Source organism: Pseudomonas fitomaticsae, assembly GCF_021018765.1.
GTDB lineage: Bacteria > Pseudomonadota > Gammaproteobacteria > Pseudomonadales > Pseudomonadaceae > Aquipseudomonas > Aquipseudomonas fitomaticsae.
Genome location: NZ_CP075567.1, coordinates 258538 through 282451, shown reverse-complemented (window position 1 = coordinate 282451; position 23914 = coordinate 258538). Strand labels below are relative to the sequence as shown.

The window sequence follows — 23914 nt, the reverse complement described above, 5'->3', positions numbered from 1 at the left end:
ATTTGCGCAAAAAACGAGCAAGTCTACACCCCTCGACGGGGCAGAACAAAACTCAGCAGAAACAGTGCGGCTGCCGTCACAACGATCGACGGGCCGGCCGGGGTGTCCTTGAACCAGGACAGCGCCAGCCCGCCACACACGGCCAGCATGCCCAGCACGCTCGCGCCCAGTGCCATCTGCTCCGGCGAACGGGCGTGACGTTGTGCCGCAGCCGCCGGGATGATCAACAGCGAAGTAATCAGCAATACACCGACGATTTTCATCGCCACCGCGATCACCACTGCGATCAACAGCATCAGCGCCATGCGCAAACCGGCCACCGGCAGGCCTTCGACTTTGGCCAGTTCTTCGTGCACGGTGATCGCCAGCAGCGGCCGCCACAGCGTCACCAGCAACACCAGCACCGCCGCGCTGCCGCCGAGGATCCACGCCAGATCGGTCGGGCTGATCGCCAGCAGGTCGCCGAACAGATAGGCCATCAGGTCGATCCGCACTTCATGCATGAAGCTTAGTACCACCAGCCCGAGAGAGAGCGTGCTCGGCGCAAGAATGCCCAACAGCGTGTCGGAGGCCAGTGGCTGACGCTGTTGCAAGGTCACCAGCAACACCGCCAACAGTAGGCAGCCCACGGTCACCGCGACAGTCGGGCTGACATCCAGCAGAAAGCCCAGCGCCACGCCGAGCAGTGCGGCGTGGGACAGCGTGTCGCCGAAATAGGCCATGCGCCGCCAGACCACGAACGAGCCCAGCGGCCCCGCGACCACCGCCAGCGCCAGACCTGCAAGCAGGGCGTAGAACAGAAAATCAGCCATGCTTGCAGCTATCTCCGTGAACGTGAGGTTGAGCCGACAGGGGCCCCTTGACCACCGAACCGTGCAGGTCATGGGCGTGGTCATGATGGTGGTGATAGATCGCCAGGCTCGGCGCGTTATTGCCGAACAGCTCGACGAAGGCCGGATCGCCGCTGACCTGCTCGGGATGCCCGGAGCAGCAGACGTGACGGTTGAGGCACACCACCTGATCCGTGGTGCTCATCACCAGATGCAGATCGTGGGACACCATCAGCACACCGCAACCGTGGCGGTCGCGCAGCCGGGTGATCAGGCTGTACAACTCGGCCTGGCCAGCAACATCGACCCCTTGCACCGGCTCGTCGAGGACCAGCAGTTCCGGCTCGCGCAACAGCGCCCGGGCCAGCAGCACGCGCTGCATTTCGCCGCCGGACACGCTTTGCACCGGGCTGTCGATGACGTGTTCGGCGCCGACTTCCTTGAGTGCCGCCAGCGCACGCGGGCGGTCAACGCCCGGCACCAGCCGCAGGAAGCGCAGGACTGACAGCGGCAGGGTCGGATCGACGTGCAGCTTTTGCGGCATGTAACCGACGCGCAGTTTCGGCTTGCGCCAGACGCTGCCGCTATCGGGTTTCAGCAGCCCGAGCACGGCGCGCACCAGCGTGGTCTTGCCGGCGCCGTTGGGGCCGATCAGGGTGACGATCTGCCCCGGCTCGACGCTCAGGTGAATGTTGTCCAGCACGTTCTGCCCGGCAAACCGGACAGCCACCTGCTCCAGACGGATCAACGCATCGCTCATCAAGCCCCCCGGCAACCGGAGCAGAGGCCGACCACTTCGACGGTCTGGGCTTCGACGATGAAGCCGACGTCCTTGGCGCTGTGGACGATGGCGTCGCTGATGGTTTTTTGCTCAAGCTCGATGGCCGCGTGGCACTCGCGGCAGATCAGGAACTGGCCCTGGTGCGAATGCTTCGGATGAACACAGCCGACAAAGGCGTTCAGCGAGGAGATGCGGTGCACCAGACCGTTTTCCAGGAGGAAATCCAGCGCGCGGTACACGGTCGGTGGCGCGGCGCGGCGGCCGTCCTGCTCGCTGAGCACCGCCAGAATGTCGTAGGCACCCAGTGGCTTGTGGCTCTGCCAGACCAGTTCCAGCACCCGCCGACGCAATGCGGTCAGGCGCAGGCCTTTCTGTGCACACAAGGCATCGGCCTCGGACAGGGCGCTGTGAACGCAGTGCGAGTGGTCGTGGGGACGGCTGGCAATCGGGGTAATAGGCATGAGCGGCGACGAGTTTGGTTAGAGACGTTATTATGTTACCCGTTCTCGCCTCATTGAGTGGTCATCGTGTCCCGACTTTTTTCTGTTTTTGTCGTATTCATCACCGGTTTTCTGCTGATCGGTCCGGCTCAGGCCGAGGTCAGAGTCCTCACCAGCATCAAGCCCCTGCAACTGATTGCCGCTGCGGTGCAGGACGGCGTGGCGATTCCGGAAGTGCTGCTGCCGCCGGGAGCTTCGCCGCATAACTACGCGTTGCGTCCGTCCGACGTGCGCAAGGTGCAATCGGTGGATCTCTTGTACTGGATCGGCCCGGACATGGAAGGTTTCCTGCCTCGCGTGCTGAACGGTCGTACGCTGCCGAGCGTTGCCGTGCAGGACTTGCCGGGCATGAAGCTGCGCCGCTTCGCCGAAGACAGCCACTCCCACGCTGAAGACGCCGACGAGCATGATCACGATCACCGTCCCGGCACTCTCGATGCACATTTGTGGCTATCGCCGGTGAACGCGCGGGTGATTGCCGACAAGATGGCCGCCGACCTGAGCGCTGCCGACCCGGCCAATGCCGAGCGCTACCAGAGCAACGCCAAGGCGTTCGACGCGCGCCTCGATGCGCTGGATCAGCGTTTGAAGAGGCGTCTGGCCAGTGTTGAAGGCAAACCCTACTTCGTCTTCCACGAGGCCTTCGACTATTTCGAAGATGCCTACGGCTTGAAACACACCGGTGTGTTCAGCGTGGCGGCGGAAGTGCAGCCGGGCGCTCAGCATGTCGCGGCGATGCGCGCGCGGTTGCAGGAAGTCGGCAAGACGTGCGTGTTCAGCGAGCCACCGCTGCGTCCACGTCTGGCGGAAACCCTGGTGGCTGGCCTGCCAGTGAAACTGGCGGAACTCGATGCGCTGGGCGGGTACACGCCGGCGACGGCTCAAGGTTATGAGCAAGTGCTGGAGAAGCTGGGGAATGACCTGGCGGGTTGCCTGGAGTCGCTCTGATACAAAAAAACCGCAGCCTGCACAGACTGCGGTTTTTTTCTTTTACAGGGCAAACGGCAGCGGTGTGTTGACCTGCTGACGCTGCGCCAGACGCTGCTCGAACTCTTTCGGATCGTGAATCAAAACGTCCTGCCCGGCGAACGATTCCGCCGCGATCAACCGCGACAGCCAGAACCGCACGCACGCCACTCGCAGCATGGTCGGCCACAATTCGGCCTCGGCTGCCGTGAACGGACGCAGTGCCGCGTAGGCACCCAGAAAGGCCCGCGCACGTGGGCCGTCAATCAGGCCGTCATCGTCCGAACACCAGTCGTTCAAGGCAATCGCCACGTCGTAGAGCATCGGCCCGGAGCAGGCGTTGTAGAAGTCGATCAGCCCGGTCAAGTGCGTGCCTTCGAACATCGCGTTGTCGCGGAACAGGTCGGCGTGGATATTCGCCCGCGGCAGCGCGAGAATTTTGTCTTTCTGTTGAGTGATTTCGTCCAGCGCGGTTTGCAGCAGCGCACGCGGCTCGTCGCTCAGGTGCGAAAGAAATTCGGTGCCCTCCTCCAGCATCCAGTCCAGACCACGATCGGTCTTGCGCTTGATCATGCTGTCGCCCTGGGTCGCCAGGTGCAGGTGCGCCTGCAACTCACCGACCTGCGCGCAATGCTGGGCGTTGGCCTGCTTGATGTGCTTGCCGGCCAGGCGCGGTTGCAGCAGCGCCGGTTTGCCTTTCAGTTCGCGCAGGGCCACGCCGTTGGTGGTGCGCAGCGCGTAAGGCACTGGCAGGTCGGCTTCGTGGAGGACGTCGAGCAGGTCGATGAAAAACGGCATTTCCTGCACCGGGCCGCGCTCGACCAGGGTAAGGACGAACTCGCCCTTTTCCATGCTGATGAAGAAGTTGGTGTTTTCGCTGCCGGCGGCGATCCCCTGGAAATCGAGCAGACGGCCGAGCCCGTAAGGGGCGAGAAAGGTTTCCAGCTCGGGCCGAGCCAGGGGGGTGAACACAGACATGGTTAAAAACTGCTCAGTTCTGGCGCCGCCATCAAACGGCGCCGATTAAAAGTCAGGAAACTTACTTCCAGGTAAAGATTTCCCACGACGGAATCAGCATATCCGGCTGGTCGGACCGGATGTAGTTCGCGTCCGTACCATCGGCGCGCACCAGGAAATAGGGTTTGCCGCCCTTCGGTGTGACCTTGATCGCATACACGAATCCACTCCGGCTGTATTCCTGAATGACCTTGTCGCCTTCCGTGTGCGTGCTAATGGTAACTTCCGGCTCCGACGATGGCGCATCATCCGCCGCGATCGCGGCCAGCGGTGAGACAGCAATCAGACTGACCAGCAGCAAGCGATTTAACGTACGCATGATAACCTTGTCCCTTTGTCGTCAACGGTCCCGCTATTCTAGCGCCGGGCCCGCCGAAAAGGTTGATTCTGCTCATGAGCCAAGCCCCCCTCGTCCTGGTGGACGGTTCGTCTTACCTGTACCGCGCCTTTCACGCGCTGCCACCGCTGACCACCTCCAAAGGCCTGCCGACCGGTGCGGTCAAAGGCGTGCTGAACATGCTCAAGAGCCTGCGCAAGCAGTATCCCGATAGCCCGTTCGCCGTGGTGTTCGACGCCAAGGGTGGGACATTTCGCGATGAGATGTACGCCGAATACAAGGCCAACCGCCCGAGCATGCCCGACGACATGCGTCTGCAGATCGAACCGCTGCACCAGAGCGTAAAAGCCCTCGGTTTCCCGTTGCTGTGCGTCGAAGGCGTCGAGGCCGATGACGTGATCGGCACCCTGGCCCGCAGCAGCGCGGCCGCCGATCGCCCGGTGATCATCTCCACCGGCGACAAGGACATGGCGCAACTGGTCGACGGCCACATTACCTTGGTCAATACCATGTCCGGTAGTTCGATGGACGTGGAAGGCGTGAAGGAGAAATTCGGCGTCGCTCCAGAGCAGATCATCGATTATCTGGCCCTGATGGGCGATTCTTCCGACAACATCCCCGGCGTTCCCGGCATCGGTCCGAAGACCGCGTCCGGCCTGTTGGTGGGCGTCAACGGCGGTCTGACCGAGCTGTACGCGCAGCTCGACATCGTGCCGAGCCTGCCGATTCGTGGCGCCAAGACCCTGCCGGCCAAGCTCGAAGAGCACAAGGAGATGGCCTTCCTCTCCTATCAACTGGCGACCATCAAGGTCGACGTGCCGTTGGATATCGGCCTCGACGACCTGCAAATGGGCCCGGAAGATTCGGCCAAACTGCTTGAGCTTTACACCCTGCTGGAGTTCAAGAGCTGGATCAACGATCTGGAGCGGGACGCCAAGCGTCTGGAGCTGAGCGCTGCCACCGAGCCTGCGCCGGCCGGCGATCTGTTCAGCGCGCCTGCGGAAGAAGCGCCTGCCGCTCCGGCTGAAGCCGCGTACGAAACCATCCTCGATCAGGCGCGATTCGACGTTTGGCTGGAAAAGCTGAAGAACGCCAGGCTGTTTGCCTTCGACACCGAAACCACCGGTATCGACGCGCAGCAGGCACAACTGGTCGGCTTGTCTTTCGCGGTGCAGGCCAACGAAGCAGCCTACATCCCGCTGACTCACTCCTACATCGGCGTGCCGGAGCAGCTGGATCGCGACACCGTGCTGCGCGCGCTCAAGCCGATCCTCGAAGACCCGAGCAAGCTCAAGGTCGGCCAGCACGCCAAGTTCGACATGAACATCCTCGCCAACTGCGCCATCGGTGGCGATCAGAATGAAGGCATCACTGTGCGCGGAATTGCCTTCGACACGATGCTTGAGTCCTACGTGCTCAACTCCACCGCCACCCGTCACGACATGGACAGCCTGGCGCAGAAGTACCTGGATCACACCACCGTGAGCTTCCAGGACATCGCCGGCAAAGGCGCCAAGCAACTGACCTTCGACCAGATCGCTCTGGAACAGGCCGGACCGTACGCCGCCGAAGATGCCGACGTGACCCTGCGTCTGCACCAGACGCTGTTCGAAAAACTCAGCGCCATCCCGAGCCTGGCCAGCGTGCTGACCGATATCGAGATCCCGCTGGTGCCGGTGCTCGCTCGTATCGAGCGCCAAGGCGCGTTCGTCGACGCTGAGCTGCTCGGCATCCAGAGCATTGAGCTGGGCAACAAGATGGTCGCGCTGGAGCGTGAAGCGTTCGAGATCGCCGGTGAAGAATTCAACCTCGGTTCGCCGAAGCAACTGGGCGTGATCCTCTATGAAAAACTCGGCCTGCCGGTCCTGAAGAAAACCGCCAAGGGCCAGCCGTCCACCGCCGAAGAAGTGCTGGCAAAACTGGCCGAAGACGATCACCGCTTGCCGAAAGTGCTGATGGAACACCGTTCCATGAACAAGCTGAAGAGCACCTACACCGATCGCCTGCCGGAGCAGATCAACCCGCGTACCGGGCGTATCCACACCTCGTACCATCAGGCCGTCGCGTCGACCGGGCGCCTGTCATCGAGCGACCCGAACCTGCAGAACATTCCGGTGCGCACCGCTGAAGGCCGACGCATCCGCCAGGCCTTTGTCGCGCCGAAAGGCTACAAACTGCTGGCGGCGGACTACTCGCAGATCGAATTGCGGATCATGGCGCACCTGTCCCGCGACGAAGGCCTGATGAACGCCTTCCGCAACAACCTGGACGTGCACACCGCCACGGCGGCGGAAGTGTTCAAGGTCGAGCTGAACGAAGTGACGTCCGATCAGCGCCGTGGCGCCAAGGCGATCAACTTCGGTCTGATCTACGGCATGGGCGCGCAGAAGCTGGGCAAGGACATCGGCGTCGATACCAAGACCGCCAAGGCCTACATCGACACCTACTTCGCGCGTTACCCGGGCGTGCGTGAATACATGGATCGCACCCGCGCCCAGGCAGCAGACCAAGGCTTTGTGGAAACGATCTTCGGTCGTCGCCTGTATCTGCCGGACATCAACTCCAACAAGCCGCAGGAACGCGCTGCCGCCGAGCGCACGGCGATCAACGCGCCGATGCAAGGCACCGCAGCGGACATCATCAAGAAAGCCATGGTGGCGGTGGATAACTGGCTGAGCGCTTCCGGGCTGGACGCCAAAGTCATCCTGCAGGTGCACGACGAACTGGTGCTGGAGGTTCGCGAGGATCTGGTCGATCAGGTTCGCGAAGAAATTCGTGTGCACATGAGCGAGGCGGCAAAACTGGACGTGCCGTTGCTGGTGGAAGTAGGGGTTGGCAACAACTGGGACGAGGCGCACTGAGGCGTCTGGGACGTGGGTTTGCCGCGACCGAGCGTCGCGGCAAGGGCACCGAAAAGCGCTTAGGCCTGATCGTTCTTGAGCTTATTCCAAAGTTTTTTGAAAAGATTCTGAACTAATCTTGCGACAGGGCACTCAGAGATACTGAATGGCTGGTGAAGCCCTTCGATGCTCCTATGTTGTGTTAAGTGTTGGCAGATATCTGAACCCCGCCCTAGCGGTTCGGAACTTAAACCCCGGAACTTCTCCCTCCCCATATGAAGTCCGGGGCTTTTTTTTGCCTCAAAACTGCCTGTGGCGCCGCCAGACTGCGTTAAAAGCGCAGTTAAAAATGCTCATTTAGGTCCCCTAAACTCCGCTTTTCAACTGCACTTTTGCCTTGCCTGGCAGCACCACAGACAGTTTTGAAATCCCCTTATTCTGCCTCGGTCGCCGCTTCGGCACCTTTATCCGCCAGTTCCATCCAGCCCGCCAACACAGTGTAGGCCTCTTCCAGACCCATGCGTTTTGGTGCGGAGAAGAGCTGGATCGTCACCAGATCGCCCCAACCCTTACGGATTTCCGACTGCACCTTGAGCAGCGTGTTCTTGGCTGCGCCGTAGGTCAGTTTGTCGGCCTTGGTCAGCAGGATGTGCATCGGCATGCCGGCCGCAACGGCCCAGTCGAGCATCAGCAGGTCGAAGTCGGTCATTGGATGACGGATGTCCATCATCAGAATCAAACCCTTCAAACTCTCGCGGCCACCGAGGTAAGCCTCGAGGTGACGCTGCCAGTGTTGCTTGAGCGGGATCGGTACTTTTGCATAACCGTAGCCCGGGAGGTCGACCAGACGCCGTTCATCGTCTAGCTTGAAGAAGTTCAACAGCTGTGTGCGCCCCGGGGTTTTCGAGGTGCGCGCCAGGCTGGCGTGAGTCAGAGTGTTCAGCGCGCTGGATTTACCGGCGTTGGAACGACCGGCGAACGCCACTTCGAAGCCTTCGTCGTCGGGGCACTGATCGACTTTGGCGGCACTGAGCATGAACGTGGACTGTTGGCACAGGCCGAGGATGGGATTCTTGAGTTGCATGGGATTTCCGATGTGGGCGGCGCCGGGATTAGGCGCGGAACGCGGTGTCGCTTCCGTTTCAGTGACGCCAGTATATAATGCCGCAGATTTTGTGTGTGCTTTGTCCCAGCGAAGGATGAAGTTCACGAGAGCGACAGACCTTGATTGCGCATTAGAACGCAGAACGCTCTCAACCCTGAAAAGGTCGTTTTATGACGAAATGGCTGCTGGCTGCCGGAGTCTTGATGCCGCTTTACAGCGCACAGGCTACACAGGATCCGGAAGCCGTGTACAACCGTGTTTGTGGAGCCTGTCATTCCGGCCAACTACCCATGGCGCCCGAAAGAGGCGATCAGGAAGCTTGGACGCCGAGGTTGGCGAAAGGTATGGAGACGCTGGTGCAACACGTGACCCAGGGTTTCAAGGCGATGCCGCCGCGTGGTTTGTGCATGGACTGCAGTGCCGAGGATTACCAGGCCCTCATCCTCTGGATGAGCGAGAGTAAGCCCGGTCCATAACTCTTAACCCTTAGCCGTAGTTGGATTAGCTGATGAACAAACTGATCGTGAGTCTGCTGTTGACCGTGGGAATCTCAGGCTTCGCCCATGCTGCCGGTGATGCAGCCGCAGGCCAGGCAAAAGCCGCCGTATGCGGCGCCTGCCATGGCCCGGATGGCAACAGCATGGCGCCAAACTTTCCAAAGCTGGCCGGACAGGGTGAACGCTACCTGACCAAACAACTGCACGACATCAAGTCGGGCAAGCGCACCGTTCTGGAAATGACCGGCCTGCTGACCAACCTGAGCGATCAGGACCTGGCCGATATCGCCGCCTACTTCGCCAGCCAGAAAGGCAGCGTCGGCGCCGCCGATCCGAAGATCGTCGCTCGCGGTGAAGCCCTGTTCCGTGGCGGCAACCTCGAGAAAGGCCTGCCAGCCTGCACCGGTTGCCACTCGCCGAACGGCGCCGGCAACGCAGCCGCCGGCTTCCCGCACCTGGGTGGCCAACACGCTCAATACATCGCCAAGCAGCTGACCGATTTCCGCAAGGAAGAAGCCGGCCGCAACAACGACGGCGACGCGATGACCATGCGCACCATCGCCCGTAAGCTGAGCGACGAAGACATCGCGGCAGTCTCCAGCTACATTCAGGGCCTGCACTAAGACGCGCGATTCGAGCGTTGCGTGCGATGGCCAACGCCTGCCACGTTAACGCTCGATTAATCCGTCGCAGCAAGTATAAAAAGGGTGGCTTTGGCCGCCCTTTTTTGTGGCCGCTGCCGTTACACTACAGAACTCATGCCCGCCAGGATCTGTCTGAAAACAGGTCGCGCGAGGCGACCAAAATTGTCCAGGAGTAAAGCATGCGTAATCTGATCATCAGCGCCGCCCTCGTCGCTGCCAGCCTGTTCGGCGTGACCGCCCAGGCCGCCGAAGCCCCTGCTGCCCCTTACGTCGAACTGAGCAACCCGGTACCGGTCGCCGTGCCTGGCAAGATCGAAGTGGTCGAGCTGTTCTGGTATGGCTGCCCGCACTGCTACGCGTTCGAGCCGGTGATCAATCCGTGGGTTGAAAAACTGCCGTCCGACGTCAACTTCGTGCGCATTCCTGCGATGTTCGGTGGCCCGTGGGACGCTCACGGTCAAATGTTCCTGACCCTGGAAGCCATGGGCGTTGAGCACAACGTGCACGCTGCCGTATTCAACGCGATCCAGAAAGAACACAAGAAGCTGACCGACAAGAACGACATGGCCGACTTCCTCGCCACTCAAGGCGTGGACAAGGACAAGTTCCTGGCGACCTTCGATTCGTTCGCCATCAAAGGGCAGATCGTGAAAGCCCGCGAACTGGCCAAGAAGTATGAAATCTCCGGCGTTCCAACCATGATCGTCAACGGTAAATACCGCTTCGACATCGGCTCCGCCGGCGGCGCCGAACAGGCACTGAAACTGGCTGACCAACTGGTAGCCAAAGAGCGAGCGACCAACAAGGCAGCCGCCAACTAAGCGCGGCAATCGCCATGCGCCGCTGGGGAGCCGAACGCGTCGTTGGCCTGCATGATCCGCAGGTCAACGAGCATCACCTGGAATCGACGGGCCTGCCCGCAGACAGCCGTCTGCGCTTGCTCAGCTTCAATATTCAGGTCGGCATCAGCACCGAGCGCTATCGGCACTACCTGACCCGCAGCTGGCAGCATCTGCTGCCGCACCCCGGGCGCTCCAGCAATCTGCAAAAGATCGGCAATCTGCTCGGCGACTTCGATCTGGTCGCCCTGCAGGAAGCCGATGGCGGCAGCCTCCGTTCAGGCTACGTCAATCAGGTCGAACACCTGGCCCAGCTCGGCGCCTTTCCCTACTGGTATCAACAACTCAATCGCAACCTTGGCCGACTGGCCCAGCACAGCAATGGCGTGCTCAGTCGCCTGCGGCCGTGGGCGATCGAAGACCACCCGCTGCCGGGGCCGAAGGGACGCGGGGCAATTCTGGTGCGTTTTGGCGAAGGCCCGGAAGCGCTGGTGGTGGTGATGATGCACCTGGCGCTCGGCGCCCGCGTGCGCAGCATGCAACTGGCTTACATTCGCGAGCTGATCGGCGGCTACAAGCATCAGGTGCTGATGGGCGACATGAACACCCACGCCAGCGATCTGCTGCAACACTCGCCGTTGCGCGATCTCGGCCTGCTGGCCCCGCAACTCGAAGCGACATTCCCCAGTTGGCGCCCGCAGCGCTGCCTGGACCATATTCTGCTCAGCCCGACCCTGACCCTGGAAAAGGTCGAAGTGCTGGCACAACCGATTTCCGATCACCTGCCGGTCGCGGTAGAGATTCGTCTGCCGGGTTCGCTCACGGCTGATGCATTGCCCGCGTTGAGCACTGCCCTTCGCGGAACCCCTGAATGAGCGACGAAGCCCAGCGCTGGAAAGAGAAATACCTCAAAAGCATCGAACAACAGGAAAAGCTCGAACGTCGATGGAACGCCCGGCTCGACCTGCTGCGCCGTGGCCTGGTGCGCAGCACCCTGGCGGCGGAAGGCACCGATCGCGTGGTCGATCAGTGCATGAAAGAGATGCGCGATGTGGTGCGCACCGATGACATGGACGCCGGCCTCGCCGCCCTGCTGCCGCGCCTGGAAAAAGCCGTGCTCGATTCCGAGCAGCGTCGGGAAACGCGGATCGAACAGGTCAGTACCGCACTGACTGCGCTGGTTACTCAATTGCAATCCCTGCCCCTGCCCCGCGATGTGGCCCAGCCGCTGAAAAAGTTCGCCAAGCAGCTGGACGGCCGGGTGAGTCAGGCAAGGGAAATGCCGCTGCTGCTCAGCGAACTCAGCGGTTTGCAGGGCAAGGCCTTGAGTCAGCTGGAGACGCCGGCGGAACCGGGACGACCGGGGTTGTTACAGCGCCTGTTCGGCAGCCGCGACAACGAGGAAGCGCCTGCGACGGCGACCCAGCCTGTCGTGGTCGCACCACCAGCACACACAGAGCAACCACCCGTCACGCATCAAACCGCGCCCTTGCAGGAAGCGCCTGTAACGACCACCGAACCGGTCGCCCCTGCGCCCGTCAGCCAAGCACCGGTCGCCGCCCCCGTGGCCGAACCAGCGAAAATTCCGGAGCCAACCCCCGAGTACCATTCCGAGCCGGAGGTGGTGGCCTTCGAGCCGGCCAGAATCCTCACCGAATCCCCCTCCGCCCCCAGCGAACCAGAACCCGCCGAGCCAGAACCGGAGCCGCAGGCCTTCACGCCTCCTCCGGTTTTCGCACCGGCAGTGCCAACAGCCATCAACCCGGACGAACTGATCCACCCCGGCAATACCCCGCCGCCCGTGATCCTCGACAGCCTGCCCCTGCCCGAGCCCATCGCCCAGGCATTGGCCGCAATCGATCCGGAGCAATCCGAGCACGACATTCTCTACGCCCTGCCGGACTCGCCGGAACCGTCCTACAGCTCGGTCGCCAAACACATCGAAGACACGCTGATCGGGTTGCTGGACGACCTGACCTTGCCGGAGCGCCACCGCCCGCAAGCCGAAGCGATGCGCGACCGGCTGAAAAACGGTCTGAACTGGTACGAACTGCTGCCGATTCTCGACGATCTGGCGACCTTGATGCTGGCCATCACCGACAGCGGCCAGCACGAATTCGAAGCTTATTTGCAGCAACTCAACGAACGCCTCGAAGCCTTCCAGAGCAACCTGCAGGCCGCCAGCGAAGGCCACGCCGACAACAGCTCCGCGGCGCGGGCGATGGACACGCAAATTCGCGAACAGGTCGACGGCTTGCAGAACAGCGTGCAGGAAGCGGCCGATCTGGATGATCTCAAGCAGGTGCTGGAAAACCACCTCGAAGGCCTGCTCGGCACGATGGATCAGCACCAGAAACAGCGCGATGCCCGGGAACAGGAAGTCGCCGGACGCCTGAAAAGCCTGGCCGAGCGCGTTGCGCACATGGAGCAGGAAGCGCTGGGCTATCGCGAACACCTTGAAGAGCAGCGCCAGAAGGCCCTGATCGATCCCCTCACCGGCCTGCCGAACCGCGCCGCCTGGGCCGAACGGCTCGACCATGAAATCGCCCAGTGGCAGCAGCACGGCAACACCCTGAGCCTGGCCATGCTCGACCTCGATCACTTCAAACGGATCAACGATAACTACGGGCACCTGGCCGGCGACAAGGTGTTGAAGATCATCGCCACAGTGCTGCGCAAACGCCTGCGTGGTAGCGATTTCATTGCCCGATTCGGTGGAGAGGAATTTGTATTGCTGCTGCCGGCCACTCCGCCGGCCGTCGGCGCCAAACTCCTGGAAACCCTGCGTGCCGCCATCGAAGCCTGCCCATTTCACTTCAAGGGCGAGCGAGTCACGATCACAGTGTCGATGGGACTGGCAGCGTTTCGGCCGGGAGAACACAGCGATCTGGTGCTCAAAAGAGCCGATCAGGCGCTCTACCGGGCAAAAAACGCAGGGCGGAACCGGGTGGAGCTGGGCTGAGGCAATTGTTCCATATTGTTTAAATCAGCCCTTCAAGCGTCGAAGCGCAAGGCGATACGTTACACTGTTGCATTATCGTCTTGCGTGTACTGCCCTCTGCCATGAAATTTTTTACCCTCCTCGCGTCGCTGATCCTCCTGGCCGGTTGTGCCAGCGGCCCGCGTTTTGACACCAGCCATCCTTCGCTCAATCACGACAGTCGCGTGCAGTTTGTGATCGTGCACTACACCTCCGCCTCGCTCGAACGCTCGCTGCAATTGCTGACTCACGGCGAAGTCAGCAGCCATTACCTGATCGGCGACGACAAGAACGCCACCATCTACAAGCTGATGGACGAAAACCTGCGTGCCTGGCACGCCGGCGAAAGCGAATGGCAAGGCCGTACCTGGCTCAACTCGAGCTCGATCGGCATCGAAATCGTCAACCCAGGCTTCAAGGACACACCGACCGGTCGCCTCTGGTATCCCTACAGCGAAGCTCAGGTGCAATCGCTGATCGTCTTGCTCAAAGACATCAGCAAACGCCAGGGCATCAGCCCGCGCCACATCATCGGCCATAGCGACATCGCCCCGCTGCGCAAGCTCGACCCAGGACCGCTGTTCCCATGGAAGCGCCTGGCAGCCGAAGGGCTGGGGCTCTGGCCCAATGAACAAGCGGTGGCACGCCAGCAGGCGCAGTTCGACGCCGAGCTGCCGAGCATTACCTGGTTCCAGAGCCAGCTGGCGCGACTGGGCTATTCGACGCCGCAGACCGGCGAGCTGGATGTGGCAACCCGGCATGTGCTCGCGGCCTTCCAGATGCACTACCGCCCGACGCGCTTCGACGGTACGCCGGACGCGCAAACGGCAGCGTTGCTGCTGGTGCTGAATCAGACAAAATAATGACGCCCGCCCGACGGTCAGGGCGAAAGTGCAATCAGCAGCTATAACTCATTGGTAATTCTTCGGATATCCATGATGGTTGCTACCCGAGAGACGCTGCGTAGCTGGTTTTATCGCCCCTGGTTTCTGGCGATGATCGCGGCTGTCCTCAGTGCGAGCCTGCTGATCACCGGCGGCCTGTTCGTGGCCATGCGCCAGGTCGAGCAAAGCGAAAGCCAGGAAATGAACGCTCAGGGCGAGCGGTTCCTGGCACGCCTGGAGCAACTGTTCGGCCAGTTGCGCGAAAGCCTCGACGACCTCGAAGCCCAGCCCTTGCGCAGCTGCGACGACGAGATGATCGCCACGCTGCAGCAAGTAACCTTCAACTATCGCTTCGTCTACGAAGCCGCCTACATGGATGCCTCGCGGATCTGCTCCAACCGTCCGCGCCAGGAAGGACTGTCGGTGATCCGTCCTCCAGACATCAAAGGCCCGACCTACAGCTACTGGCTGAACACCACCACCGAACCCGATGAAAACCGCGCAGCGCTGATGCTCGGACGCGGCAACTTTCGCGTCGCCACTTCACGCGGGCATTTGACCGACATGGTCGACCTTTCGCCGGGCAGCAGCCTGTTGGTGGTGCTGGATCACGGGTCCCGGGCAATTCCGGTACTCGGCGTTCCACAAGCCTGGCCACCCACCGAACCCTGGCCGCCGAAAACCCCGGATGCGCTGCAAGTCACCCAGTCGCACCTGATCTACCGCATGCCCACCGATAACCCGGAATACCAACTGGTGCTGATCACCCCCCGCTCGGGCATGCACATTCCGGAGCTCTGGTGGTGGATGGTGCCGTTCTGTCTGGTGCTTGGTGCGCTGGTAGGCGTTGTGGTGTTCTGGATCGTGCGCCAGCGCCAGTCGCTGGATGCCGAGCTGCACGGTGCGATTCGTCGGGGCGAGTTGCAGGTGCTCTATCAACCGATCTTCGATCTCGACAGCCGCAACTGCGTCGGCGCCGAAGCCCTGCTGCGCTGGCGCCGGCCGGACGGCACGCTGACCAGCCCCGACCTGTTCATCCCGATGGCCGAGAACACCGGGCAGATCCGCCAGATGACCGACTTCGTCCTGCAACGTTTGCTCGAGCAGCTCGGCCAGCTGCTGCGAGCCAATCCGCAGCTGTACATCTCGGTGAACCTGGCCGCCTGCGACGTGATGGTGCCGCGCATCGGCCAGGTCATGGCGCGACTGCTGACCCTGCACCGGGTCGCGGCGCGGCAGATTGCGTTCGAGGTGACCGAACGCGGCCTGATCGATGTGGTGGTGGCCCGGGAAAACCTGCAAGCGCTGCGGGATGTCGGCCATCAGGTGCTGATCGACGATTTCGGCACCGGTTATTGCAGCCTGGCGTACCTGCAAACCTTGCCGGTGGACTGCCTGAAGATCGACAAGGCATTCATCGACGCCCTCGGCCATGACGCTGCCAGCAGCGGTGTTGCGCCGCACATCATTCACATGGCCCAGGCGCTGGACCTGAAGGTGATCGCCGAAGGGATCGAATACGAATCCCAGGCCGAGCTGCTGAGCAGCGAAGGGGTGAAGTTCGGTCAGGGCTGGCTGTTCGCCCATGCCTTGAGCGCGGTGCAGTTCATCGAACTGATCACCCGTGGTCGGCGACTCGCCGGCCGCCGGATCGACGACGAGGCCTAGACCGCCAGCGCCATGTAGAACTGCGTGCCCTGCCCCGGCCGCGAGTAAACACCCATCCGCCCACCGTGCAGCTGGACGATTTCCTTGCACAGCGCCAGACCCAGCCCGGCCCCGCCCTTCTTCCTGCCGACCTGGACGAAGGGTTCGAAGATCCGCCCTTGCTGACCGTAGGCGATCCCTTCGCCATTGTCTTCGACGCTGATGATCACCCGCTCGCCATGACGCCGGGCTTGCAACCGAATCAGCCCGTCGCGCGCTGTGTGGCGCAAGGCGTTGTCGATCAGGTTGTCGAGGACTCGATCAAGCTGTGCCTGATCCGCCTGCAAGCGTGGCAGCGGGCCTTGGGCTTCGACCTGCAGGGTAACGCCCTTCTCGGCCGCTGAATCGGCGAAACGCAAACGCGCCTGCTCCAGCAGATCCTCGATGGAGCACGGCGCCAGCGTGAGCTTCTGCAAACCGCTCTGATAGCGCGAGAAGTTCAGCAGATCGTTGATCAACTGCATCAGGCGCTGCATTTCTTCATTAACCGTGTCGAGCAGGTCGGACTCGCGCGACTCCTGGGGAAACTTCGCCCGCTCGCGGAACAGCCCGAACGCCATGTGCATGCCCGTGACCGGGGTGCGCAATTCGTGGGACGCACGCAGCACGAACTCACTGCGCACCCGTTCAAATGCGCGTTGTTCGGTGACGTCATGCAAGACCATCACAGCGCCGAGAATATGCCCCTGGGTGTGGCTGACCGGCGTCAGGCTGTAGGTCAGCAGGCGCGATTCGCCATCGACTTCGATGCTCAAGTCTTCCGGCGCCCGCTCGAGGGTGCCGCCGCGCAATACCAGTTGCAGTTGTGCATCCAGCTCCGGACGCTGAAGCGCTGTGCCCAGGCCCTCGCCGAAACGGTCGCTGTCCCAGCCCAATTGCCGCTGGGCTACCGGGTTCAAGTGTTCCAGATGCCCCTGACGGTCGATCATCAGCAAGCCGTCATCGATGCTGTCGAGTACCGCTTGCAAGCGCTGCTGGCCGGCGAGCAATTCGTCGACGTTGGTCGCCTGGTGTTCGCGCAGGGCTTCGGCCATCAGCCCGAAGCGCCGGGTCAACAGGTTGATTTCCATTGCCGATGACACCGGCAGCGTCACTTCGAAATTGCCCTGGCCGATATTGTCTGCGGCTTTAGCCAGCGCCTCGATCGGCGCACCAAAACGCCGGGCAATACCTTGGGCGGTAATGAAACCGATGATCAGCACCGCCAGCCCCACCAGCCCGAGCAGGCCGGAAATCAGCAGCGCCCGGTCACGGGCAGCGTGCTGGACAGCGTTGATGTTATCCAGCGCGTGCTTGTGCTCACTGATCAAACCGTTACGCAGGGTGTTGAAGCGCTCACGCAAGTCGCCACCGCCGCTCAGGGCAGCAGCCGGGTCGCGGGAGATGTCGAACGCCTGGAGGAAGCTCAGGTAATCGGCTTTGGCCTGACTGAATCCATACTGGCGATCGTCGTCTTTCTGCTCCTGGGCGATGCCCTCGTCGAGCAACTGGAAGTAATGCTGTTTGGACGCCTCGAACGCCACGGGGTCAGGCTTTTCGGCGAGCATCATGATCAGTTGATCGCCGAGGGTCTGGCGCAGTTTGAGCCCCAGATCGAGGGTGACGAAGTTGTTGCGGATCAGCGCCTCCTGAGTGCCGGCCATCTGCATCACGCTGACCAGCCCGAGCATCAGCCCGAGCAAGGCCACGGTGATCAGCGCGGAAATGCTCAGGAACAAGCGGGTCCGCAACTTCATCGCCAGTTTCATCGGCGGGTGCTCACAGGTTGTACTGCTTGCGCTTGCGATACAGGGTCGAGGCATCGATCCCCAGGGTCTTGGCGGCCTGATCAAGAGTGCCGGCGGTCGCCAGTACTGCGCCGATGTGAGCCTTCTCCAGCTCATCGAGGCTCAGTGCCGCGCCGACCCGTGGCGCGTTGTTGGCCGGTTGTTCGGCCATGCCGAGGTGGCTGATCTCCACGCGCTCCTGCGGGCAAATGATGCTCGCCCGCTCGACCACGTTGCGCAGCTCACGGATGTTGCCGGGCCAGCGATATCCCAACAGTGCTTCGCGAGCTTCGTCACTGAAACCCCGTGCAGGGCGCGCATATTCCTTCACAAAGCGAGCGAGGAAGCGGTCAGCCAGGGTCAGGATATCTTCGGCCCGTTCGCGCAGCGGCGGCAGATGCAGGGTGATGACGTTCAGGCGATAGAGTAGGTCTTCACGGAAACGCCCGTCGCGCACCATGTCCTCAAGATTGAGGTTGGTGGCGGCGAGAATACGCACATCGGCGCGGCGGGTAACCGGATCCCCTACCCGCTCGTATTCCTTGTCCTGAATGAAACGCAGCAACTTGGGTTGCAAAGTCAACGGAAAATCGCCGATCTCGTCGAGAAACAGCGTACCGCCATCGGCCTGATTGACTCGCCCAAGAGTACTTTCGCTGGCCCCGGTGAACGCGCCGCGACTGTGACCGAACAGCTCGCTTTCCATCAGTTCGGCAGTCAGCGACGGGCAATTGATGGTGACGCAGGATTTCTTCTCGCGCTTGCTCCAGCCGTGAATGGCTCGGGCCAATTCACCTTTACCGGTGCCGGACTCACCGAGGATCAGGATGTTGGCGTCGGTACTCGCCACCTGCCGCGCAGTTTCGAGTACGACTTTCATCGCCGGGCTGTGAGAATCGAGACCGTCCTTGGGTTTGCGGATCTCGCCTTCGAGAGCTTCCAGACGCGCCGACAGCTGGCGTACTTCTAGCTGCTTGGCAGTCGCCAGACGCAATTGATCCGGGCTGCACGGCTTGACCAGATAATCGGCAGCGCCGGCCTGAATCGCATCCACCGCCGTATCGACGGCCGAATGAGCGGTGACGATCACCACCCGCATCCACGGCGCCTGAATGCGCATCTGCGCCAATACATCGAGGCCGTTGTCTTCGCCCAGACGCAAATCGAGGAAGCACAGATCGAACACCTGACGTTGCAACAGCGCGTCAGCCTGAGCCGCGCTGTTGGCGGTGGCGACGGTATAGCCTTCGTCTTCGAGGCAATAACGGAAGGTTCGCAGGATGGCGGATTCATCGTCCACCAGCAGAATGCGGCCTTGGTGCTCAGTGGCTGATTCCATTTTTCCTACGCTCCATAAGTGAATGTCTTGGGTTAGTCCCGGAAAAATCGGGCAAGTTGCATGGTTGATTTTGATCGATTCCGGTCATAGCAGGGTAGCTCTCTCCTGCCCTCACGGCTAATCCACTGATTTTGTTGATTTTTTAAACATCGCACAGTTCCAAGGCGGTTTCCTGCCTCCTTTTCTGACATCCGCACCCTGCCCTCAATTCAAAAAGAATGATTTCTCCTACGAAATAATCGTGCATTACGCACGACCCTGCGCGGGTCATCGTGCAGGATGCGTCGTCAGGAATTTTCACACCATCTGTAACTAGCTGATTTTATTGGATTTTTTGAAACAAAAAAGCTGGCATGCAGGCTGCAATACCTCTCTCAGCCCGGGCAGAAATGCACTGCCCCAACCGAATAAGAGTGAGGAACCCAGGATGACTCGCCCACGTGCCGCCCAAATGCGTATCTCGCCACTGCACTTGCAGCAGGCCCTGTTTGGCGCACTTGCGCTGTTGATCACGCTGATCGCCTGCCAGCAATACCTGCGCTGGGAGCAGAGTCAGCGACCTGAGCCCCTGATCTCGATGCAACACGCGACGCAGACGCACGTCAGCGCCGTCAGCAGCAGTCAGGCCGACAACGGCGCGATGCGCATGATGGACGTCGACCAGCCACAGCCACTGGGCGACATGCCCCGTGAAGAACGCTGGGTTTTCTGATCAACGAATCTGGGCGCCCCCGCGCCGAGACCGGCAACACCCCTAAATAGAAGCAAGGAGAATCACCATGTTGAGCTGGGCAATCACATTCCTGATCATTGCCATCATCGCTGCGGTACTGGGCTTCGGTGGTATCGCGGGCACCGCCACGGGTATCGCCAAGATTCTCTTTGTCGTGTTCCTGGTGATGTTCATCGCTTCCTTCTTCTTTGGCCGTCGCGGTCGAGGTTGAACATGAAGGGTTTAAAGACACTGGCAGCCGCCCTGCTCCTGGGCGGTAGTGCCATGGCGATGGCGGCCAATGACGGCCAGGCGCGGGTCAACGAACTGTTGAGTTCCGACCCGCAATACAGGGAAACCTGGGAAGGCGTGGTGAAGAAGGAAGAACGCCTGCCGGAATGGGTGATGAACCTCTCCGGCGCGCCGGACCAACAGATGAATGCCGTGACTGAAGATGGCGATCAGTATCTGGTGGGGCCGCTCTGCGAATCGCAGGACAAATGCCTCAACCACCGCCTGATCGTCGCCTTCAGCTTCGACAAGAAACACGCTTACGCCATGCTGGTCGATGTGCCCGAAGGACTGCCGGCCGACAAGTCGCCAACGCGACATGCCACCTACCGCTTCCTCGGCAAGCCCGACCAGGGCATGCAGGATCTGTTGATGGAAACGCTGAAGAAAGATCCGAACTGGTATTGAACACGAGGGCAGCCGAAAAGCTGTCCTCCATTGCGTCGGCCCGAGGAAGGCCGGTGCATGACCAGGGGGCCGGGACGTTCTGACTGTTGCAGGGTCGGAGTGACCTACGGGTACAGGGAGTGCCTGCGATGAGGGCCGGGTCAGGGTAAAAGCTGCGACGCAAGTTCGCCAACCGAAGCGGTTCGACGGACTTGCGCTGAGCTTTCAACGTGACAAAACGTTGATCCAGAGCGTTCTGCTCTTCATTTTTATCGCCCACACTGCGTGCGAAAGCATTTCGCGGTGTTTCCTGGCGACCGTATATCGAGAAAGAGTCGATCCACCAAGTCGGACATTTAGTTTCCGTACGTAGGCTTTTTCCTAAATTTTTCGTCGAAATCACTCGTTCAAAAAATAACCAACCTACGCTGTAATGGCCGGTTCACGGCACTTATGCCTGCCGAAATGTCGTATTCGAACCGGTTGGGACGCCAGTTTCATTTAAAAAAGCTCATGCCGATTCGGCATAGGGTAGGCGTTTACGGCATTAGACGGCGCAACCTTGCATCGGAATAGTTGCGCCTTTTTTCGCCTGCCGGAGAGCCGTAAACACGCGCTTCGGGGCACCTTATACGGAGGCAGATGCACAGACTTTTCCGCTGATGAGCGTTCCAGTTCCTGCATGTGCCTGAGTCAAACGCAAGTAAGGGTAAAGATAATGAAGAAGGCAAAGCTTAGCCTCGCCTGGCAGATCCTCATCGGTCTGGTGTTGGGGATTGCAATCGGTGCGTTGCTCAACCATTTCAGTGCCGAGAAGGCCTGGTGGATCAGCAACGTCCTGCAACCGGCAGGCGATATCTTTATCCGTCTGATCAAGATGATCGTGATCCCGATCGTCATCTCTTCCCTGATCGTCGGCATCGCCGGCGTGGGCGACGCCAAGAAGCTCGGGCGCATCGGCCTGAAGACCATCATCTACTTCGAAATCGTCACCACCATCGCCATCGTCGTCGGCCTGCTGCTGGCCAACCTGTTCCATCCGGGTGCCGGCATCGACATGAGCACCCTGGGCACTGTGGACATCTCCAAGTACCAGGCGACCGCCGCCGAAGTGCAGCATGAACATGCGTTCATCGAGACCATCCTCAACCTGATCCCGTCGAACATTTTCGCGGCCATGGCCCGCGGCGAGATGCTGCCGATCATCTTCTTCTCCGTGCTGTTCGGTCTCGGTCTGTCGAGCCTGCAGTCGGACCTGCGCGAGCCGCTGGTGAAGATGTTCCAGGGCGTCTCGGAAAGTATGTTCAAAGTCACCCACATGATCATGAACTACGCCCCGATCGGCGTGTTCGCACTGATCGCGGTGACCGTGGCCAACTTCGGTTTCGCTTCGCTGCTGCCGCTGGCCAAGCTGGTGATCCTGGTTTACGTCGCCATCGCCTTCTTCGCCTTCGTGATTCTGGGCCTGATCGCCAAGATGTTCGGTTTCTCGGTGATCAAGCTGATGCGCATCTTCAAGGATGAGCTGGTGCTGGCTTACTCCACCGCTTCCTCGGAAACCGTGCTGCCACGCGTGATCGAGAAGATGGAAGCCTACGGCGCACCGAAAGCCATCTGCAGCTTCGTGGTACCGACCGGTTACTCGTTCAACCTCGACGGTTCGACCCTGTACCAGTCCATCGCGGCGATCTTCATCGCTCAGCTGTACGGCATCGACCTGTCGATCAGCCAGCAACTGCTGCTGGTCCTGACCCTGATGGTGACTTCCAAAGGCATCGCCGGCGTACCGGGCGTGTCCTTCGTGGTGCTGCTGGCCACTCTGGGCAGCGTGGGTATCCCGCTGGAAGGCCTGGCCTTCATCGCCGGTGTCGACCGTGTGATGGACATGGCGCGTACCGCCCTGAACGTGATCGGCAATGCCCTCGCCGTACTGGTCATCGCCCGTTGGGAAGGCATGTACGACGACGCCAAGGGCCAGCGCTACTGGAACTCGCTGCCGCACTGGCGCAGCAAGGAAAAACTGCCGGCCGGTGACGTTTCAAACAACTGATCCCCGCCTGCAAGGCACCCTGACAAACCCCGGAGAAATCCGGGGTTTGTCGTTTCTGGCGACCCCGCTATCATTCGCCGCATCTTCCGGGGGATTTGACTGATGCTTAATGGCCTGTGGCTTGGCTTCTTCATCGTGGCAGCCGTTTCGGCGCTGGGGCAATGGCTGATCGGTGGCAACGCCGGGATCTTCGCGGCGATGGTGGAAAGCATTTTTGCCATGGCCAAGCTGTCGGTCGAAGTCATGGTGCTGCTGTTCGGCACGCTGACCCTGTGGCTGGGCTTTCTGCGCATCGCCGAAAAGGCCGGGATCGTCGAATGGCTGGCCAAAGCGCTGGGCCCGCTGTTCCTGCGGCTGATGCCGGAAGTGCCGGCGGGGCACCCGGCCATCGGCCTGATCACCCTGAACTTCGCCGCCAACGGCCTGGGTCTGGACAATGCCGCCACGCCGATCGGCCTTAAAGCCATGAAGGCGCTGCAAGAGCTCAACCCCAGCTCGACCATCGCCAGCAACGCGCAGATCCTGTTCCTGGTACTCAACGCATCTTCCCTGACCCTGTTGCCGGTAACGATCTTCATGTACCGCGCCCAGCAAGGCGCGCCGGACCCGACGCTGGTGTTCCTGCCGATCCTGCTGGCCACCAGCTGCTCGACCATCGTCGGCTTCCTGTCGGTGGCGTTCATGCAGCGCCTGCGGGTCTGGGACCCGGTGGTGCTGGCTTACCTGATTCCCGGCGCGCTGATCCTCGGCGGCTTCATGGCGCTGCTGGCGACGATGTCGGCCACCGCATTGGCGGGCCTGTCGTCGATCCTCGGCAACCTGACGCTGTTCGGCCTGATCATGCTGTTTTTGGTGATCGGTGCATTGCGCAAGGTGAAGGTCTACGAGGCGTTCGTCGAAGGGGCGAAGGAAGGTTTCGACGTTGCCAAGAATCTGCTGCCGTATCTGGTGGCGATGCTCTGCGCGGTCGGCGTATTGCGCGCCTCGGGCGCGCTGGACTTCGGCCTCGACGGCATTCGCCATCTGGTGGAGTGGGCAGGGTGGGACACGCGTTTCGTCGACGCGCTGCCGACCGCCATGGTCAAACCGTTCTCCGGCAGCGCCGCCCGGGCGATGCTGATCGAAACGATGAAGACCTCGGGCGTGGACAGCTTCCCGGCGCTGGTGGCCGCGACGATTCAGGGCAGCACAGAAACCACGTTCTACGTATTGGCGGTGTACTTCGGCGCGGTGGGCATCCAGCGCGCCCGGCACGCCGTGGGTTGCGCGCTGCTGGCGGAGCTGGCCGGTGTGCTCGGCGCAATAGGCGTCTGCTACTGGTTCTTCGGCTGATTGAAAACCCTGTGGGAGCGGGCTTGCCCGCGAAGAGGGCCGCACATCCAGAATTTCTGGTGACTGACACACCGCCATCGCGGGCAAGCCCGCTCCCACAGGGGCTACGG

At 61.2% G+C, this 23914-nt stretch carries 22 protein-coding genes; 14 read left to right on the top strand and 8 right to left on the bottom strand.

The annotated features are described in order from the left end of the window. Window positions 1–23: 23 nt before the first annotated feature. From znuB to zur, 3 genes are read right to left on the bottom strand one after another with little or no spacing between them, the layout of a single operon-like run. Window positions 24–812 carry a zinc ABC transporter permease subunit ZnuB gene (gene znuB, locus KJY40_RS01290; protein WP_007954005.1) on the bottom strand — a complete coding sequence of 263 codons (789 nt, stop codon included), beginning with the start codon at window positions 810–812 and terminating at the stop codon, window positions 24–26. Further along, window positions 805–1590: a zinc ABC transporter ATP-binding protein ZnuC gene (gene znuC / locus KJY40_RS01285; RefSeq protein WP_085690422.1), complete on the bottom strand. Its 786-nt coding sequence runs from the start codon at window positions 1588–1590 to the stop codon at window positions 805–807. The genes znuB and znuC overlap by 8 nt, the downstream gene beginning before the upstream one ends. Continuing rightward, on the bottom strand, window positions 1590–2072 hold the full coding sequence (zur, locus tag KJY40_RS01280; protein ID WP_011331783.1) for a zinc uptake transcriptional repressor Zur: 483 nt from the start codon (window positions 2070–2072) through the stop codon (window positions 1590–1592). Before zur ends, znuC begins: the two co-directional genes overlap by 1 nt. A gap of 57 nt (window positions 2073–2129) precedes the next feature. Between zur and KJY40_RS01275 the strand changes: the two genes are divergently transcribed. After that, complete coding sequence (locus KJY40_RS01275; RefSeq protein ID WP_230734516.1) at window positions 2130–3059, top strand: zinc ABC transporter substrate-binding protein; 930 nt, start codon at window positions 2130–2132, stop codon at window positions 3057–3059. 42 nt (window positions 3060–3101) lie between these two features. On the opposite strand, the gene KJY40_RS01270 is transcribed toward KJY40_RS01275, so the two are convergent. After that, window positions 3102–4055, bottom strand: a complete 954-nt coding sequence (locus tag KJY40_RS01270; protein WP_230734514.1) for a homoserine kinase — start codon at window positions 4053–4055, stop codon at window positions 3102–3104. 61 nt (window positions 4056–4116) lie between these two features. Then, window positions 4117–4413 carry a DUF2782 domain-containing protein gene (locus KJY40_RS01265; RefSeq protein ID WP_011331780.1) on the bottom strand — a complete coding sequence of 99 codons (297 nt, stop codon included), beginning with the start codon at window positions 4411–4413 and terminating at the stop codon, window positions 4117–4119. A gap of 74 nt (window positions 4414–4487) precedes the next feature. On the opposite strand from KJY40_RS01265, the gene polA reads away from it, so the two are divergent. Then, on the top strand, window positions 4488–7292 hold the full coding sequence (gene polA, locus KJY40_RS01260; RefSeq protein WP_230734512.1) for a DNA polymerase I: 2805 nt from the start codon (window positions 4488–4490) through the stop codon (window positions 7290–7292). Between the two features lie 412 nt (window positions 7293–7704). On the opposite strand, the gene yihA is transcribed toward polA, so the two are convergent. Further along, on the bottom strand, window positions 7705–8355 hold the full coding sequence (gene yihA / locus KJY40_RS01255; RefSeq protein ID WP_003220309.1) for a ribosome biogenesis GTP-binding protein YihA/YsxC: 651 nt from the start codon (window positions 8353–8355) through the stop codon (window positions 7705–7707). A 191-nt stretch (window positions 8356–8546) separates the two neighbouring features. Between yihA and KJY40_RS01250 the strand changes: the two genes are divergently transcribed. From KJY40_RS01250 to KJY40_RS01220, 7 genes are all read left to right on the top strand, one after another. After that, a complete protein-coding gene (locus tag KJY40_RS01250; protein WP_115079836.1) occupies window positions 8547–8852 on the top strand; it encodes a c-type cytochrome in 306 nt (101 codons plus the stop codon). Window positions 8853–8884: 32 nt separating this feature from the next. Next, complete coding sequence (locus KJY40_RS01245; RefSeq protein WP_039764863.1) at window positions 8885–9496, top strand: c-type cytochrome; 612 nt, start codon at window positions 8885–8887, stop codon at window positions 9494–9496. Between the two features lie 200 nt (window positions 9497–9696). After that, window positions 9697–10338 carry a thiol:disulfide interchange protein DsbA/DsbL gene (locus KJY40_RS01240; RefSeq protein ID WP_007954043.1) on the top strand — a complete coding sequence of 214 codons (642 nt, stop codon included), beginning with the start codon at window positions 9697–9699 and terminating at the stop codon, window positions 10336–10338. Window positions 10339–10352: 14 nt separating this feature from the next. Further along, window positions 10353–11231, top strand: a complete 879-nt coding sequence (locus KJY40_RS01235) for an endonuclease/exonuclease/phosphatase family protein (protein ID WP_230734510.1) — start codon at window positions 10353–10355, stop codon at window positions 11229–11231. Continuing rightward, window positions 11228–13318 (top strand): diguanylate cyclase, encoded by a 2091-nt coding sequence (locus tag KJY40_RS01230; protein WP_230734507.1) that lies wholly within the window; start codon window positions 11228–11230, stop codon window positions 13316–13318. The genes KJY40_RS01235 and KJY40_RS01230 overlap by 4 nt, the downstream gene beginning before the upstream one ends. A 101-nt stretch (window positions 13319–13419) precedes the next feature. Beyond that, window positions 13420–14199, top strand: a complete 780-nt coding sequence (locus KJY40_RS01225) for an N-acetylmuramoyl-L-alanine amidase (protein ID WP_230734505.1) — start codon at window positions 13420–13422, stop codon at window positions 14197–14199. A 72-nt stretch (window positions 14200–14271) separates the two neighbouring features. Then, window positions 14272–15888 carry an EAL domain-containing protein gene (locus tag KJY40_RS01220; RefSeq protein WP_230734503.1) on the top strand — a complete coding sequence of 539 codons (1617 nt, stop codon included), beginning with the start codon at window positions 14272–14274 and terminating at the stop codon, window positions 15886–15888. Here the strand turns inward: KJY40_RS01220 and KJY40_RS01215 are convergent. Further along, complete coding sequence (locus KJY40_RS01215; RefSeq protein ID WP_230734501.1) at window positions 15885–17675, bottom strand: KinB sensor domain-containing domain; 1791 nt, start codon at window positions 17673–17675, stop codon at window positions 15885–15887. The two genes, KJY40_RS01220 and KJY40_RS01215, sit on opposite strands and share 4 nt — an antisense overlap. Before the next feature lie 10 nt (window positions 17676–17685). Further along, window positions 17686–19032 carry a sigma-54-dependent response regulator transcription factor AlgB gene (gene algB / locus KJY40_RS01210; RefSeq protein WP_025112294.1) on the bottom strand — a complete coding sequence of 449 codons (1347 nt, stop codon included), beginning with the start codon at window positions 19030–19032 and terminating at the stop codon, window positions 17686–17688. Between the two features lie 427 nt (window positions 19033–19459). Between algB and KJY40_RS01205 the strand changes: the two genes are divergently transcribed. The 5 genes from KJY40_RS01205 to KJY40_RS01185 all read left to right on the top strand — a co-directional run bounded on the left by KJY40_RS01205 (window position 19460) and on the right by KJY40_RS01185 (window position 23804). Then, on the top strand, window positions 19460–19744 hold the full coding sequence (locus tag KJY40_RS01205; protein ID WP_230734498.1) for a hypothetical protein: 285 nt from the start codon (window positions 19460–19462) through the stop codon (window positions 19742–19744). Between the two features lie 67 nt (window positions 19745–19811). Then, complete coding sequence (locus KJY40_RS01200; RefSeq protein ID WP_003177151.1) at window positions 19812–19976, top strand: DUF1328 domain-containing protein; 165 nt, start codon at window positions 19812–19814, stop codon at window positions 19974–19976. A 2-nt stretch (window positions 19977–19978) separates the two neighbouring features. Beyond that, complete coding sequence (locus KJY40_RS01195; protein ID WP_007954053.1) at window positions 19979–20443, top strand: inhibitor of vertebrate lysozyme family protein; 465 nt, start codon at window positions 19979–19981, stop codon at window positions 20441–20443. Between the two features lie 697 nt (window positions 20444–21140). After that, a complete protein-coding gene (gltP, locus tag KJY40_RS01190) occupies window positions 21141–22472 on the top strand; it encodes a glutamate/aspartate:proton symporter GltP (protein ID WP_007954055.1) in 1332 nt (443 codons plus the stop codon). A gap of 102 nt (window positions 22473–22574) precedes the next feature. Beyond that, complete coding sequence (locus tag KJY40_RS01185) at window positions 22575–23804, top strand: nucleoside recognition domain-containing protein (protein ID WP_230734495.1); 1230 nt, start codon at window positions 22575–22577, stop codon at window positions 23802–23804. Window positions 23805–23914 lie beyond the last annotated feature (110 nt).